Here is a 13,972-nt window from a genome sequence, read left to right as displayed (position 1 = left end):
GACGTGTGGCGAGTGTTCAGGTTGTCCTGGCGGGCAAGGCGTTCGCGGTGCGCGTGCCGAGACCCAGCGCGAGCGCGAGCCGCAGGTCTTCTTCCGTGTCCACGTCACAGCGCAACGACGGCCACGCCCCGATCAGCGCGACCGCACCGGAAAGCCGGTGGAGTCCGGCCGACCCGACGCCGAACCGCGGGTCGAGTTCCCCGCCGGGCGCGGCGAGAAGCAGCGTCGTGCCGGTGCCCTGGCGGTCGGGGACGAACGCGCGGCGTCCGGTCGAGGCTTCGAGCGCGGCCTGGAGTTCGTCGGGCCTGAGCGCCGGCAGGTCGGCCTGGAGCGCGCCGATTCGGGACGACCGGAGCGTGCGCGCGCCGTGGAGCAACGCCTGGTTGAGGCCCGGCTGCGGCGGCTCCGGCAGCGACTCGACACCCAGTGCGGCCATTTCGGCGGCGACCGCCGGGTCCGATGTGATGGTGACCACGCGCCGGACACCGGGAGTGGCCACGGCCGCGCTCACCGTGTCGAGGGCGAGCGCGAGCGCCAGCGCCGCGTGTGACACCGGATCTCCGCCGGTCGCGCTGGTCAGCCTGGTCTTGGCCCGGTCCAGCGTCTTCACCGGAACCACGAGGTCAACTTCATCCCGCACCTGGCCATAGTCCACGATTCGCGGACTACTGTGCTCTCGGGCGCAGATCTAGCAGGTTAGGAGAGGCCTCGTGGCCAAAAGGGAGAAGGGCGGCTTCTGGGTCGGGGTCGCCGCGGCGATCGTCTACCCGATGTCGTTCGTGCTGGGCAGGCACCGGATGGTGCACGGGGAGCGCATCCCGCGCGAAGGTGCCGCACTGCTCGTCATGAACCACATCTCGCACCTCGACCCGTGCTACGACGCCATGTTCGTGCACAAGAACTACCGCGTGCCGCACTTCCTCGCGAAGCACAGCCTGTGGAACGTGCCGATCATGGGCAGCATCCTGAAGGGTGCGAAGCAGATCCCCGTCTACCGGGGCACCACGGACGCCCAGCAGAGCCTGCGCGAGGCGCACAACGCGCTGGAGACCGGTCAGCTCGTGGTGATCTACCCGGAGGGCACGATCACCAGGGACCCCGACGGCTGGCCCGCGAACTCGCGCACCGGGGTGGCCCGGCTGGCGCTGCAGCACGACGGTCCGGTCATCCCCGTCGCCCGCTGGGGCACGCTCGATCTCTACAACCACTACCAGAAGAAGTTCCGGCCGTTCCCGCGCAAGACGATCACGCACTTCGTCGGTGAACCGGTCGACCTCTCCGCGTACCGCGACAAGGAGGAGACGCTGCCGTTGCTGCGCGAGGTCACGGACCTGCTGATGGGCGCGGTCAAGGAACACCTGGCCGAGGTGCGCGGGGAACAGGCGCCCGAAGGCTTCTACGGACCGAGGAAGGCCTGAACACCATGGCGATCGAACGAGTTGCGGTGCTCGGCTCCGGTTCGTGGGGCACGGCCTTCGCGAAGGTCATCGCGGACTCCGGTCCCGAGGTCGTGCTGTGGGCGCGGCGTCAGGAGGTCGCTGCCGAGGTCACCGAGACCCGCGTGAACTCCGGCTACCTGCCCGGCATCTCGTTGCCGGCCAACCTCACGGCCACCTCCGACCCGGCGAAGGCGCTGGACGGGGCGGACGCGGTGGTGCTGGCCGTGCCGTCGCAGACGTTGCGGGTGAACCTGTCGGGGTGGAAGGAGCTGCTGCCGCCGGACGCGACGCTGGTGTCGTTGTCCAAGGGCGTAGAGCTCGGCACGCTGAAGCGGATGAGCGAGGTGATCCGCGAGGTCGCCTGCGTCGACGAGTCGCAGGTGGCCGTGGTGTCCGGGCCGAACCTGGCCAAGGAGATCGCCGTCGAGCAGCCGACCGCGACCGTCATCGCGTGCACGGACCACGACCGGGCGGTCGACCTGCAGCACGCGTGCTCGAACTCGTACTTCCGCCCGTACACCAACACCGACGTGGTCGGCTGCGAGCTGGGCGGGGCGTGCAAGAACGTCATCGCGCTGGCGTGCGGCATGGCGGCGGGCATGGGCTACGGCGACAACACGATGGCGTCGATCATCACCCGCGGCCTGGCCGAGACGGCACGGCTGGGCGCGGCGCTGGGCGCGGACCCGCTGACGTTCGCGGGCCTCGCCGGACTGGGCGACCTGGTGGCGACGTGCGCGTCGCCGTTGTCGCGCAACAGGTCCTTCGGCGAACGGCTCGGGCGTGGCGAGACCCTCGCGCAGGCACAGGAAGCCGCGCACGGGCAGGTCGCCGAGGGCGTGAAGTCCTGCTCGTCGATCCGTGAGCTCGCCCACGCGCACGGCGTCGACATGCCGATCACCGAAGGCATCCACCAGGTCTGCCACGACGGGCTGAGCGTGCGCGACCTCGGTGCCGCGCTGCTGGGCCGTAACCGGAAGCACGAGCGCCAGTGACCCCCGAACTCGGTGATGGCACGCGGGTCGTGCACGCGGTTTCAGGTGAGCCGGGCGAACCGTTCGGCGCGCAGCCGGTGTTCGCGTCGGCGTACCACCTGGGCGGCCAGGACTACTACGGCCGCGCGGGCAACCCGACGTGGCGTGCTCTCGAAACGGCGCTGGGCTCGCTCGAAGGTGGTGAGTGCGTCGTCTTCCCGTCCGGGATGGCGGCGATCTCGACGTTGCTGCGGACGGTTCTGTCCACCGGGGACACCCTGGTCGTCCCGTCCGACGGCTACTTCCTGACCAGGAAGTTCGTGTCCGAAATGGACGTGAACGTGGTCGAGGTGCCCACGGCCGGGCCGTATCCGTCGTTCGAGGGCGTGCGGCTGGTGCTGCTGGAGACGCCGTCGAACCCCGGTCTGGACGTCTGCGACATCGCCGCGCTGGCGGACCAGGCACACGCCGCGGGCGCGTTGCTGGCCGTGGACAACACGACCGCGACACCACTCGGGCAGCGGCCGCTGGAGCTGGGCGCGGACATCGTGGTCGCCTCGGACACCAAGGCGGTCGCGGGGCACAGCGATGTCCTTTTCGGACACGTGACGCTGGCGAGCGGCGAGCTGGCGGCTCGGATCCGTGACGCGCGGACGTTGAACGGCGCGATTCCCGGGCCGTTCGAGACGTGGCTCGCGTTGCGCGGCCTCGGAACCCTGGACCTGCGGCTCGCGCGGCAGGCGGAGAACGCCGCCGCGATCCACGCGTTGCTGAAGGGCCGCGTGGTGAACCTGCGGTGGCCGGGAGCGTCGGACGACCCGGCGTTCCTCGTGGCGGCGCAGCAGATGCGGCGCTTCAACGGCGTGCTGACGTTCGAGCTCGAGTCGGTCGAAGCGGTGAACCGGTTCCTGGAACGCTCGAAGCTGGTGTCGGCGGCGACGTCGTTCGGCGGCCTGCACTCGACGGCCGACCGGCGTGCGCAGTTCGGCGACCCGGTGCCGGAAGGCCTGGTGCGCTTCTCGGCCGGCTGTGAGGACACTCGGGACCTGGTCGCGGACGTGTCCCACGCTTTGGGACTGGATTGACGGAGGGTCCCGGTTCCGGGACCCTCTGCTCCATGTCCTTCAACACATGTTGCTGTTGTACCCGGCGATAGTCCCGCGTCCTCTTTTCGCGCATTCGCCTGGTTAGGACCTTTTCCCCGATGTTCGCCGTTCCTGAGAACAGCGTCGTGCTGTCTGAGAACTCCGCGTTGCTGCACCCCGTTCGAGTGGCTCTGTCGTGGGCTGCCGACCGCGACCGCTGGAAGCACCTGCTCCGGTACGACCCGGAGGAGCGCTTCTCGGCGTTGGTCGACAAGACCGACGACCAGGAGATCTGGCTGATGAGCTGGCTCCCCGGTCAAACCGCGTCGCTGCACGACCACGACCACACCTCGGGTGCGTTCACCGTCGTCAGCGGCCTGCTGACCGAGGTCGTGACCACGAAGATCCAGGTCGTGCACTCACTTCACGCCGGTCAGTCGCGCGTGTGGGGGCCCGGTTACGTGCACCGGGTGCGCAACGACGGCGTGGATCCGGCCGTGTCTATCCACGTCTACCGCCACGGCACACGCGCCATGAACTCGTACCGCTACGACCCGGTCAACGGCCCCGTTCGCTGACGTGCGGCGGGATGGCCTTGTCCGTTTCGTGCGGTACGGGCGCGCCCCACGTCGTGATGAGCGGCATGTGCCCGGCCCATACGAGGTTCGCTTCGAGGTCCGACGGCTCCTCGCCCGGCCCGCCCTCGCGCACCTTCACGCTCGCCTCGGTCAGGTCGATCTCCAGCGCGGCCGTCTGCGCGAGCTCCTTCCTGGACGGTTCGCGCGCGTAGTCCCAGCTACCGGGCGTGACGTGCTCGACGATCGTGCGCAGGGCGTGCGCGGTGTCCTCGGCGATCTTCGCGGTGCCGTGGATGATCGCGGACCGGTAGTTCATCGAGTGGTGGAACACCGACCGCGAGTAGACGACGCCGTCCACGAGCGTGACCGCGACGCAAACCGGCTTGCCCTCCAGCATGCTCCTGATGGACCGTGAGCCCGTCGAGCCGTGCAGGAAGATGCGGTTGCCGTCCCGCCCGTACGCGGTGGGGATGAGGAACGGCGCCCCGTCGACCTCCACGGCGAGGTGGCACACGAGACCCGCGTCGAGGATGTCGTAGAGCACCTGACGGTCTTCGACGGCTCGATTCTTGCCGCGGACGACGGTGCTGCGCGGGGTGGGTGAGAGCTGCATGGTTTCACCCTGCGGGAAGAAGTGGCATTATTGAAGCGCCATTTTCCATCGATCTGAGAAGGCCACTTTGGCAGAGACCGCGCTTCCCGTGGCGCTGGACCGCGAGTCCGCCGAACCACTCGCCGTCCAGCTCGCCGACGCACTGCGTTCCGCCGCGTCGGAGGGCCGTCTGCGGGCGGGTGACCGGTTGCCGTCCACACGCGCGTTGGCCGACTCCATCGGAGTGTCCCGCACGGTCACCGCCGCCGCCTACGAACAGTTGCACGCGGAGGGCTGGATCGCTGGTCGGCACGGCTCCGGCACCTACGTCACCACGACGCCGCCCGGCCCGCTGCGCAAACGTTCGCGCAAGCCCGTCGCCCCCGTCATCACCGATTTCGTGGACCTCGGCACCGGCGCGCCCTGGGCCGGTGGCCTCGACCGCGCGGCCTGGCGCCGCGCCTGGCGCGCCGCGGCGGACGCGCCCCCGCTGTCCCGTCCCGAACGCGCCGGCCTGCCCGAATACCGCGAGGCCATCGCCGAACACCTGCTGCGCCACCGCGGCCTCGCCGTCAACGCCGACCCCGTCCTGGCCACCGGCGGCACCACGGCCGTGCTGACCGAGATCGCCGTCGCGGTGCTGAAGCGCGGCGACGCGGTGGCCGTCGAGGAACCCGGCTACCAGCGGGCGGTGGGCGTCTTCCGCGCCAACGGCCTGAAGGTCGTCCAGGCCGCAGTCGACGCCGAAGGGCTCCTGCCGGAGGCCGTGCCGGCGGGCGTGAAGGCCGTCTACTGCTCGCCCGCCCACCAGTACCCGCTGGGCGGCCGCATGTCGGCGGCACGGAGGGTCGCGCTGGTGGAACGGGCGCGCCGCGACGGCTGGCTCGTCATCGAGGACGACTACGACGGCGAACTCAGGTACGACGTGGCGCCGCTGCCGTCACTGGCCGCGCTGGCCCCCGACGTCGTGGTCCACCTCGGCACCACGAGCAAGATCCTCACGCCGACCCTGGGCGCGGGCTGGATGGTCGCCCCCGAGCACATCGCCACGACCGTCCTCGAACACCGCGACCTGACCGGCACCAGCCCGGCGGCAGCGGGCCAGCGGGTCGTCGTCGAACTGGCACGCATGGGCGACCTCGGCCGGCACCTGCGCAAGCTCCGGCGAGAGCTGTCCGAACGGCGCGCGCTCATCATCGACACGTTCGCCGCCGCCGGCATCGAGGTGCTCGGCGACGACGCGGGCGCGCACGTCGTGGTGCTGCTGCCCAGTGCCGAGCAGGAGCGTTCGTTGATGAGGCAGGCGCTCGAGCGCGGGCTGCGGGTGGACGGGCTGGCCCGGCACTACGTGAACCGGCCCAAGCTGCAGGGGCTCGTCATCGGGTACAGCGCGTGCTCGCGGGAGCAGCTGGTGAGCGCTCTGCCGGTGCTGACGGAGCTGCTCAGAACCACCAGCTGACCACGGGTGGGCACAATCGCCCAAACGGGTAGGGTCGCCCGCATGACGCAGCGCAAGACAAGGGTGGCCGTGGTCTTCGGTGGCCGCAGCTCCGAGCACGAGGTCTCCTGCCAGTCCGCCAAGAGCGTCCTGCCGCACCTCGACGCGGACCGGTTCGAGGTGGTGCCGATCGGCATCACGCCGCAGGGGCAGTGGGCACTCGGCACGGACCCGAGCGCGCTGGAGCCGGGCGCCGGCAACCTCCCGACGCTGCGCAACCAGACCGTCGTCGCGATCGAGCCCGGTCACGCGCTGAAGGACGTCGACGTCGTCTTCCCGTTGCTGCACGGCGCGTGGGGTGAGGACGGCACGATCCAGGGCCTGCTCGAACTCGGTGGCCTTCCTTACGTCGGGCCCGGTGTGTTCGCGAGCGCCGCCGTCATGGACAAGATCTTCGCCAAGAAGATCCTGCAGGCCGAGGGCATCAACGTCGGCAAGTTCGTCGCCCTCGACCGCGCCGCCACGACGCTGACGCTGGACGAGCGCGAGTACCTCGGCCTGCCGGTGTTCGTGAAGCCGTCACGCGCGGGGTCGTCCGTCGGCATCTCCAAGGTGAGCGACTGGGACGACCTGGACGCCGCGATCTTCGAGGCGCGGCAGCACGACCCCAAGGTCATCATCGAGGCCGCCGTGGTGAACCCCCGCGAGATCGAGCTCGCGGTGCTGGAGTTCCCGGACGGCCGCGTCGAGGCCTCACTGCCCGCCGAACTGCGCCCGGTCGGTGACGGCGCCGACTGGTACGACTTCGAGGCGAAGTACGTCAACGACTCCTACGAGGCCGACATCCCGGCGAAGCTCGACGACGACATCACCGCGCAGCTGCGCGAGCTGGCCGTCACCGCGTTCAGGGCGCTCGACTGCCAGGGTCTGTCCAGGGTGGACTTCTTCCTCACCGAGCAGAACGAGCTGATCGTCAACGAGCTCAACACCATGCCCGGCTTCACGCCGATCTCCATGTACCCCAAGGCGTGGGACGCGACGGGCATCGACTTCACGACGCTGCTGACCACGCTGATCGAGACGGCGATCGCCCGCGGCTCAGGCCTGCGTTAGGGCGCAGTCTTGACCGGTTGCTTGGCCAGGAGGTCGCGCACGGTGGTGGAGATGTCCTGCAACGGTCCGGTGCCCGCGCCGGCGGGCACCGTCAGCGCCACGTACACGCCGCGGTCCACGATCACCCAGGTCGAGCTGTCCGAGCCGGGCAGCTCGAGCCACTGCACGTCGGAGATCACCCGCAGCTGCGAGGTCGCCGTCAGCTCGGACGGCCTCGGCAGACCGCAGCGCAGAACCACCGGATCGTGTTTGGCGTCACCCCACGCCACCGTGGCGGGGGGAGCGGGCGCGGCGATCTCCCGGCGCGACAGCATGTCCTTCCCGGACGGCAGCCCCACCGGCAGCTTCTCGACCAGGGAAGCGCATTCCGGACTGCCGGCGGACGGAGCGTCGATCGAGACCAGCGCGAGGGGACCCGTGCGACCGGGCACGTCCTGCGTCTGGTTCCCCGTGCCCAGCACTAGACCGAGGCCGGCGACACCGATGGCGAGCAGCACAGCGAGCCCGACCGCCGCGAGCAGCGGCCGGGACAGCGCCGACGTGGATTCCTGCTGAGTCACCCGGTTATGACAACACGGGTCAGAGATGAACCACCGGGCAGGTCAGTGTCCGCGTGATGCCTTCGACGTTCTGGATGCGCGCGACCACGAGCTGGCCGAGCTGGTCGACGGTCTCCGCTTCGGCGCGCACGATGACGTCGTAAGGACCGGTGACGTCCTCTGCGGTGGCTACCCCGGTGATCCCGGAGATCTCGGAGGCGACTGCGGCGGCCTTGCCGACCTCGGTCTGGATGAGGATGTATGCATGCACCACGGCGTGCCCCTTCGTCGCGACAGGTTGGGTCGGGGTAGGAACGTGTCACGCAACGTACCCCAGTCGGGGTTCCGAATGCTCAGATTGGGAGGCAACTTTGCGTCCGGAGCCGCCGCGCGACGCGGAGACGGTCGCCGATGTGGGTGAGTTCAACCTCATCCACCGGGTGACGACCGGTCGGGCGCAGCCGGAGACGACCATCCTCGGTCCGGGTGACGACGCGGCCGTCGTCGCCGTCCCGGACGGACGGGTCGTGGCCTCGATGGACCTGCTCGTAGAGGGTGTCCACTTCAGACTCGACTGGTCCAGTCCCGAGCAGGTGGGCCGAAAAGCGGCTGCCGTGAACCTCGCCGACGTCGTCGCGATGGGAGCGCTGCCGTCCGCGCTGCTCGTCGGTTTCGCCTGTCCCGCGGACACCCCCGCGTCGGTCGTCGAGGGGATCATGGCGGGGCTGTGGGACGAGGCGGCGAAGGCGGGCGCGGGCATCGTCGGAGGCGACATGGTCAGCTCCGCCACACTCGTGATCTCGATCACCGCCATGGGCGACATGAACGGACTCGAGCCGGTCACGAGGTCCGGCGCGCTCGTGGGAGATGTCGTGGCGGTGACCGGCAGGCTCGGCTGGGCCGCCGCGGGACTCGCCGTGCTCGGTCGTGGATTCCGTTCCCCGGTCGGCATCGTGAACGCCCAGCGCACCCCGGAGCCGCCGTACGAGGAGGGGCCCAGGGCCGCCGAGGCCGGCGCCACGTCGATGATCGACGTCTCGGACGGACTGCTGCAGGACCTGAGCCACATCGCGGACTCCTCCGGCGTGGCGATCGACATCCGCACCGAACTGCTGCCGTTGCACCCGCGCCTGCTCGACGTCGCGTCGGCGCTCGGCGGGGACGCGCGGCACTGGGCGCTGACCGGAGGCGAGGACCACGCCCTCGCGGCGACGTTCCCCGGCCCCAAGGCGGTGCCGCCCGGCTGGACGACGATCGGCACGGTCCGCGCGGGCGAAGGTGTCACGGTCGACGGCAGGAACTACGAAAAACCTCCTGGCTGGGAGCACTGGCGGGCGTAGAATTCAATCCGTGGAACTATGCACGCGCGCGTATGACCATCCAGACTCGGTCAAGATGATCGCCGACCTCCAGCAGGTCTACGTCGAGCGCTACGGCGACGTCGACGTCACGCCGGTCGATCCGGCGCAGTTCGCCGCGCCGCTCGGCTACTTCGTCATCGGCTACCTGGACGACGCACCCGTCGCCTGTGGCGGCTGGCGCGTGAACGACGAGCTGGCCGGCGCCGCCGAGATCAAGCGGATGTACGTCATCGACTCCGCACGCGGCAAGGGCCTCTCACGGCTCGTGCTCGCGCATCTGGAAGTCACCGCGAGCGAGGCGGGCCTGCAGCGGATGGTGCTGGAGACGGGGTTGCGCCAGCCCGAGGCGATCGCCCTGTACACGTCCAGCGGATACGAGCGGATCGACAACTTCGGCGTGTACCGCGACCACCCGGAGAGTCGCTGCTTCGGGAAGTCGTTGTAGGTTCGGCCGCATGGCCATCTATGCGCTGGGGGACTACACGCCGCAGATCCACCCGGAGGCGTACGTGCACCCGGACGCGACGGTGATCGGGGACGTGCGCATCGGCGCGTTCTCGTCGGTGTGGCCGCAAGCCGTGCTGCGCGGCGACTACGGGCGCATCGTCGTGGACGAGCGCACGTCGATCCAGGACGGCACGGTCATCCACTGCACCGAGGTCCACCCGGTGCACATCGGGTCGTCGTGCGTCATCGGCCACAACGTGCACATCGAGGGCGCGACCGTCGCCGACGAATGCCTGATCGCCTCGGGTTCGGTGGTGCTCAACGGTTCCATCGTGGAGAAGGGCGCGATCGTCGGCGCCGGCGCGGTGGTCTCGTTCGACGGCCACGTCCGCGAACGCACGATGGTGCTGGGGGTTCCCGCGCGCGAACGTGCCGGGCACGTTGTGCCGGAACAGGCCTGGGCGTTCATCGTCGAGAAATACGTTCAGAACATCGCTTTGTACCGGGAGAAGCTCCGTCGGCTGGATTGAGTGAGATAGGGTTCACAGCCGTGGCTCGTCCCCTCAACGAAGTTGTCGAAGCCGGTTGGGCTGAAGCTCTCGCCCCCGTTGCTGACCAGATCGCCGCCATGGGTGAGTTCCTGCGCGAGGAGGTCGCCGCCGGTCGCACCTACCTCCCCGCGGGCGAGAACGTGCTGCGTGCCTTCCAGCAGCCGTTCCACCAGGTGAAGGTGCTGATCGTCGGCCAGGACCCGTACCCGACGCCCGGCCACGCGGTCGGCCTGTCGTTCTCGGTGGCCCCCGACGTGCGGCCCATTCCCAAGTCGCTCATCAACATCTACAAGGAATACGCCGAGGACCTCGGGCACCCGTTGCCGTCCAACGGCGACCTGACGCCGTGGTCCGAGCGCGGTGTCCTGCTGCTCAACAGGGCGCTGACCGTGCAGCCCGGCAAGGCGAACTCCCACCAGGGCAAGGGCTGGGAGAAGGTGACGGAGCAGGCGATCAAGGCGCTCGCCGCTCGTGACGCACCTCTGGTCTCGATCCTGTGGGGCCGCAACGCGCGCAACCTGCGTCCGTTGCTCGAACCGTTGCCCGCCATCGAGTCCGCGCACCCGTCGCCGCTGTCCGCGCACGCCGGGTTCTTCGGTTCGAAGCCCTTCAGCCGTGCCAACGAACTGCTGGAGAAGCAGGGCGCGGACCCGATCGACTGGAAACTTCCGTAGTTCCCCAGGCAAGACGTGATCTGAGGTTGACGGCCGCGGGAGCGGCCGTCTCCGAATTCGGCAACTCGTTGTCGTTGCTCGTGTTGCTGTTCTGGGCGACGCCGATCAGCCCGTTGCTGGTCGCCGCGATCCTCGTCGCCGAGCTGCTTCCGCTCGTGCTCGGGGCGCCTCTGGCCGGCGCGCTCGTCGACCGGCTGCCCAACCGCCGCCTGCTGATCACCGCGTTGCTGTGCCAGGGCGTCGCGATCGCGGCCATCGCGCCGTTGATGGGGCAGCCGGCCTTCGTGGTGGCGCTGGTGTTCGTGTCGGGCTGCGGCCGCGCGGTCGCCGTGCCCGCCACGTCCGCGCTTGTTCCGCACATCGCGGGTGAGGAAGAAGCGACGCGTGGTTATGCGTGGCTCGGCACCGCGCGCAGCGTCGGCAACATCGCGGGTGTGACCGGTGGCGCGGTGCTCGCCGGGATCTTCGGCCACCCCGCCGCGTTGCTCATCGACGGTTGCACCTTCATCGCCTATGCCGCGTTGCTCGTGTTCGTGCGGTCGGAACGCAGGCCGTCCGGTGAGCACGCCGCGCGTCCCAGTGCTCTGGCGGGCATCCGGCACGTGCGGCTGGATCCCGTGCTGTTCGCGGCGATCATCGGGCTGGCGTTGGTCGTCGGCGCGGTCGTGGTGATCAACGTGGCCGATCCCGCGTTCGTGCGGTACGTGCTGCACGGCGACGAGTTCGTGCTGGGTGCGATGCAGGCGTGCTGGATGGTCGGGATCCTGCTCGGCAACCGGCTGGTGGCGCGGTTGAAGACCGTGCCGGAGGTCGCCTACTGGCTCGCGATGTCCGGCGTCGCCACGGGCGTCGCGGTGTTGATCCCGGCGACGTTCCCGTTCGTCGTGGCGGCGGGGACCGGCTGGTTGATCGGGGGCGTGTCGAACGGTGTGGGCAACGTGACCATGAACGCCATCGTCCGGCTGCGCACGCCTGAGGAGATGCGCGGACGGGCGTTCGCCGCGGTCGGGTCGATGGTGACCGGCGCGAACCTGCTCGGGACGGCTGCCGCGGGCGGGTTGTTGCTGGTCATGGGGCCTCGGGCGGTGTTCGCGCTCGGCGGCACCGGGGCGTTGCTCAGCGGTGTCGCCTGCCTGGTGTTCGTGTGCCGTGCCCTGAAACGCGAAAAGAGCCCGGCCGTAGCCGAGCTCTCTTCGAACTGAAAACGATCTGTGGCGGTGATCAGCCGCGCACGACCTTGCCGGCCTTCAGGCAAGACGTGCACACGTTGATCCGCTGGCGCTGCGAGGCCGAGACCTTCGCGCGCACAGACTGGATGTTCGGGTTCCAGCGGCGGTTCGTCTTCCGCTGGGAGTGCGAAACCGAATGGCCGAAGCCCGGCCCCTTGCCACAGACGTCGCACACGGCAGCCACGTCAGCCACTCCTTCAGGTTCCTCAAGCGGTAAGTCTCGCGTCCCGGTGGGCGCGCAAGCGTGCACAAGCCTCAACCGGGCACGGCAACTCAATGAGGGTAGCCGGTGGCCTCACCCTCGGCCAAACCGGGTGGATACTCTCGCCGCCATGCAGGTCATGGATGCGGTCGCGGTGCGCAGATGGGCAGACGCCTGCGTGCGGTCGTTGGACGCTAATCGGGAGTCGATCGACCAGATCAACGTCTTCCCCGTCCCGGATGGTGACACAGGCACGAACCTGCTGCACACGATGCAGTCGGCGCTCGACGCGCTGCTGCGCTCGCCCATGTCGACGGTGGGGGACGCGCTGTCGGCGCTCGCCCGCGGCGCGCTGGCCGGGGCGCGCGGGAACTCCGGCGTGATCCTGTCCCAGGTGCTCCGGGGCCTGGCCGAGACCGTGCAGGAGGTCTCCCTGGTCACCGGCACGTCTCTGCGCAAAGGCCTGCATCGGGCTGATGAGCTGGCCACCGCCGCTGTGTCCAAGCCGGTTGCCGGCACCGTTCTGACGGTGCTGCACGCGGCGTCCGAGGCCGCTCGTGACTGCGCGTCGGACGAACTGGACGACGTGGTGATGGCGGCGTCGCGCGCGGGTGCCGTCGCACTGGCCGATACGCCGCGTCAGCTCGCCGTGCTGGCCAGGGCCGGGGTGGTCGACGCCGGCGGGCGAGGGCTCGTTGTGTTGTTGGACACATTGGCCGCGGTCATCACCGGCCAGACTGTGGAGACACCGATGGACGCGCCGTTGCTGCCGCGCACGCCGGAATCGCTGACGACCGAGCGCGAGAGCGGGTCGTCTGAGTTCGAGTACGAGGTCATGTACCTGCTCGACGGCACCTCGGAGGAGGCGGTCGCCGAGCTGCGCGCCACGTTGAACGGGCTGGGCGACTGCGTGTCGGTGGTGGGCGACGGCGTCTCGCTGTGGACCGTGCACGTGCACTGCAACGACATCGGTGCGGCCGTCGAGTCGGGTGTGCGCGCGGGGCGTCCGCACCGCATTACCGTGGCGCGGTTCGCCGATCAGATCGCCGCGCAGGCGTCACGGTTCGTGCGTGACCGGGCCATCGTGGTGGTGGTGAGCGGTGCCGTGGACCTGTTCCGCGCGGAGGGTGCCACGGTGTTCGACCTCGCTTCTTCTTCGGCGACGCCCACGGACCTGGTGTCGGCCATCGTGTCGACGCGCGCGCGTCACGTCGCGGTACTGCCGGGTGATCCGGACCTCCGCGAGGCCTTGGACGAGGCCGTGGCGTACGCGCAGGCCGCAGGGCAGGACGTAGTGGTGGTGCCGACGTTCTCGCCCGTGCAGGCCCTCGCGGCGTTGGCGGTGCACGACTCTTCCAGGCGTGCCGGTGACGACGTTGTCGCGATGGCCGAGGCCGCCGCCGCCACGCGCCGTGGCGAACTCTCGATCGCCGCCGACGAGGCACTCACGTGGGTGGGCCGCTGCCAGCCGGGTGACCTGCTGGGCATGCTGGACGGCGAGGTCGTGCTGATCGAACCGGGCCCCGCGGCGCCGGAGTCGTTGATGGACCTGTCCTGCCGGCTGGTCGACCGCATGCTGGCGGGCGGCGGCGAGCTGGTGACCGTGATCCTCGGCGCGGACGCGCCCGAAGGCCTGGCCGACGTGTTGGAGGACCACGTGCGGGTCACCCATCCGGAGGTCGAGGTGACGGCGTATCCGGGTGGACAGCCGGACACGGTGATTTTTGTCGGTGTCGAGTAGTTCAATAGG

Annotated in this window: 17 protein-coding genes; 12 read left to right on the top strand and 5 right to left on the bottom strand. The window is 69.7% G+C overall.

The annotated features are described in order from the left end of the window. Positions 1 to 16: 16 nt before the first annotated feature. Positions 17 to 640 (bottom strand): 2-phospho-L-lactate guanylyltransferase, encoded by a 624-nt coding sequence (gene cofC / locus BLR21_RS23875; protein ID WP_090008830.1) that lies wholly within the window; start codon positions 638 to 640, stop codon positions 17 to 19. Between the two features lie 70 nt (positions 641 to 710). On the opposite strand from cofC, the gene BLR21_RS23870 reads away from it, so the two are divergent. The 4 genes from BLR21_RS23870 (at position 711) to BLR21_RS23855 (ending at position 4,076) form a co-directional block, all read left to right on the top strand. After that, positions 711 to 1,418, top strand: coding sequence for a lysophospholipid acyltransferase family protein (locus BLR21_RS23870; protein ID WP_090008463.1), 708 nt, complete (start codon positions 711 to 713; stop codon positions 1,416 to 1,418). 5 nt (positions 1,419 to 1,423) lie between these two features. After that, positions 1,424 to 2,434, top strand: coding sequence for an NAD(P)H-dependent glycerol-3-phosphate dehydrogenase (locus tag BLR21_RS23865; RefSeq protein ID WP_090008461.1), 1,011 nt, complete (start codon positions 1,424 to 1,426; stop codon positions 2,432 to 2,434). Continuing rightward, positions 2,431 to 3,498, top strand: coding sequence for a cystathionine gamma-lyase (locus BLR21_RS23860; RefSeq protein ID WP_090008459.1), 1,068 nt, complete (start codon positions 2,431 to 2,433; stop codon positions 3,496 to 3,498). Before BLR21_RS23865 ends, BLR21_RS23860 begins: the two co-directional genes overlap by 4 nt. Before the next feature lie 119 nt (positions 3,499 to 3,617). Continuing rightward, positions 3,618 to 4,076, top strand: coding sequence for a cysteine dioxygenase (locus BLR21_RS23855; RefSeq protein WP_090008457.1), 459 nt, complete (start codon positions 3,618 to 3,620; stop codon positions 4,074 to 4,076). Here BLR21_RS23855 and BLR21_RS23850 read toward each other — a convergent pair. Continuing rightward, a complete protein-coding gene (locus tag BLR21_RS23850; RefSeq protein WP_090008455.1) occupies positions 4,057 to 4,689 on the bottom strand; it encodes a pyridoxamine 5'-phosphate oxidase family protein in 633 nt (210 codons plus the stop codon). The genes BLR21_RS23855 and BLR21_RS23850 overlap by 20 nt on opposite strands. Positions 4,690 to 4,756: 67 nt before the next feature. On the opposite strand from BLR21_RS23850, the gene pdxR reads away from it, so the two are divergent. Both pdxR and BLR21_RS23840 read left to right on the top strand, forming a co-directional pair. After that, on the top strand, positions 4,757 to 6,127 hold the full coding sequence (gene pdxR, locus BLR21_RS23845; RefSeq protein WP_090008453.1) for a MocR-like pyridoxine biosynthesis transcription factor PdxR: 1,371 nt from the start codon (positions 4,757 to 4,759) through the stop codon (positions 6,125 to 6,127). A 42-nt stretch (positions 6,128 to 6,169) separates the two neighbouring features. After that, positions 6,170 to 7,219: a D-alanine--D-alanine ligase family protein gene (locus BLR21_RS23840; RefSeq protein ID WP_090008451.1), complete on the top strand. Its 1,050-nt coding sequence runs from the start codon at positions 6,170 to 6,172 to the stop codon at positions 7,217 to 7,219. Here BLR21_RS23840 and BLR21_RS23835 read toward each other — a convergent pair. Then, positions 7,216 to 7,779 (bottom strand): DUF3515 domain-containing protein, encoded by a 564-nt coding sequence (locus tag BLR21_RS23835; RefSeq protein WP_256334897.1) that lies wholly within the window; start codon positions 7,777 to 7,779, stop codon positions 7,216 to 7,218. The genes BLR21_RS23840 and BLR21_RS23835 overlap by 4 nt on opposite strands. A 19-nt stretch (positions 7,780 to 7,798) precedes the next feature. After that, positions 7,799 to 8,032, bottom strand: a complete 234-nt coding sequence (locus BLR21_RS23830) for an Lrp/AsnC ligand binding domain-containing protein (protein ID WP_090008449.1) — start codon at positions 8,030 to 8,032, stop codon at positions 7,799 to 7,801. A gap of 97 nt (positions 8,033 to 8,129) precedes the next feature. On the opposite strand from BLR21_RS23830, the gene BLR21_RS23825 reads away from it, so the two are divergent. The 5 genes from BLR21_RS23825 to BLR21_RS23805 are packed head-to-tail and all read left to right on the top strand — an operon-like array spanning position 8,130 to position 11,993. Then, positions 8,130 to 9,098, top strand: coding sequence for a thiamine-phosphate kinase (locus BLR21_RS23825; RefSeq protein WP_090008447.1), 969 nt, complete (start codon positions 8,130 to 8,132; stop codon positions 9,096 to 9,098). Positions 9,099 to 9,108: 10 nt separating this feature from the next. Further along, the gene (locus BLR21_RS23820) at positions 9,109 to 9,564 is read left to right on the top strand and encodes a GNAT family N-acetyltransferase (RefSeq protein WP_090008445.1); all 456 of its coding nucleotides are present in this window, start codon (positions 9,109 to 9,111) and stop codon (positions 9,562 to 9,564) included. A gap of 10 nt (positions 9,565 to 9,574) precedes the next feature. Next, positions 9,575 to 10,096: a gamma carbonic anhydrase family protein gene (locus BLR21_RS23815; protein WP_030479727.1), complete on the top strand. Its 522-nt coding sequence runs from the start codon at positions 9,575 to 9,577 to the stop codon at positions 10,094 to 10,096. 20 nt (positions 10,097 to 10,116) lie between these two features. Beyond that, positions 10,117 to 10,791 carry a uracil-DNA glycosylase gene (locus BLR21_RS23810; protein WP_030479726.1) on the top strand — a complete coding sequence of 225 codons (675 nt, stop codon included), beginning with the start codon at positions 10,117 to 10,119 and terminating at the stop codon, positions 10,789 to 10,791. Between the two features lie 26 nt (positions 10,792 to 10,817). After that, on the top strand, positions 10,818 to 11,993 hold the full coding sequence (locus BLR21_RS23805; RefSeq protein WP_176929764.1) for an MFS transporter: 1,176 nt from the start codon (positions 10,818 to 10,820) through the stop codon (positions 11,991 to 11,993). Between the two features lie 19 nt (positions 11,994 to 12,012). On the opposite strand, the gene rpmB is transcribed toward BLR21_RS23805, so the two are convergent. Continuing rightward, the gene (gene rpmB, locus BLR21_RS23800; RefSeq protein WP_030467945.1) at positions 12,013 to 12,204 is read right to left on the bottom strand and encodes a 50S ribosomal protein L28; all 192 of its coding nucleotides are present in this window, start codon (positions 12,202 to 12,204) and stop codon (positions 12,013 to 12,015) included. A 148-nt stretch (positions 12,205 to 12,352) separates the two neighbouring features. On the opposite strand from rpmB, the gene BLR21_RS23795 reads away from it, so the two are divergent. After that, on the top strand, positions 12,353 to 13,963 hold the full coding sequence (locus BLR21_RS23795; RefSeq protein WP_090008441.1) for a DAK2 domain-containing protein: 1,611 nt from the start codon (positions 12,353 to 12,355) through the stop codon (positions 13,961 to 13,963). The last annotated feature ends 9 nt before the right edge of the window (positions 13,964 to 13,972 follow it).

The sequence above is a fragment of the Lentzea albidocapillata subsp. violacea genome (genome assembly GCF_900100275.1).
GTDB classification, from domain to species: domain Bacteria; phylum Actinomycetota; class Actinomycetes; order Mycobacteriales; family Pseudonocardiaceae; genus Lentzea; species Lentzea violacea.
This window is presented reverse-complemented; position numbering and strand designations above follow the sequence as displayed.

Bases quoted from the DNA above. Each gene is read 5' to 3' on its own strand.
- BLR21_RS23865 (WP_090008461.1), top strand. From the start codon at position 1,424: ATGGCGATCGAACGAGTTGCGGTGCTCGGCTCCGGTTCGTGGGGCACG.
- BLR21_RS23855 (WP_090008457.1), top strand. From the start codon at position 3,618: ATGTTCGCCGTTCCTGAGAACAGCGTCGTGCTGTCTGAGAACTCCGCG.
- BLR21_RS23850 (WP_090008455.1), bottom strand. From the start codon at position 4,689: ATGCAGCTCTCACCCACCCCGCGCAGCACCGTCGTCCGCGGCAAGAAT.
- BLR21_RS23840 (WP_090008451.1), top strand. From the start codon at position 6,170: ATGACGCAGCGCAAGACAAGGGTGGCCGTGGTCTTCGGTGGCCGCAGC.
- BLR21_RS23815 (WP_030479727.1), top strand. From the start codon at position 9,575: ATGGCCATCTATGCGCTGGGGGACTACACGCCGCAGATCCACCCGGAG.
- BLR21_RS23795 (WP_090008441.1), top strand. From the start codon at position 12,353: ATGCAGGTCATGGATGCGGTCGCGGTGCGCAGATGGGCAGACGCCTGC.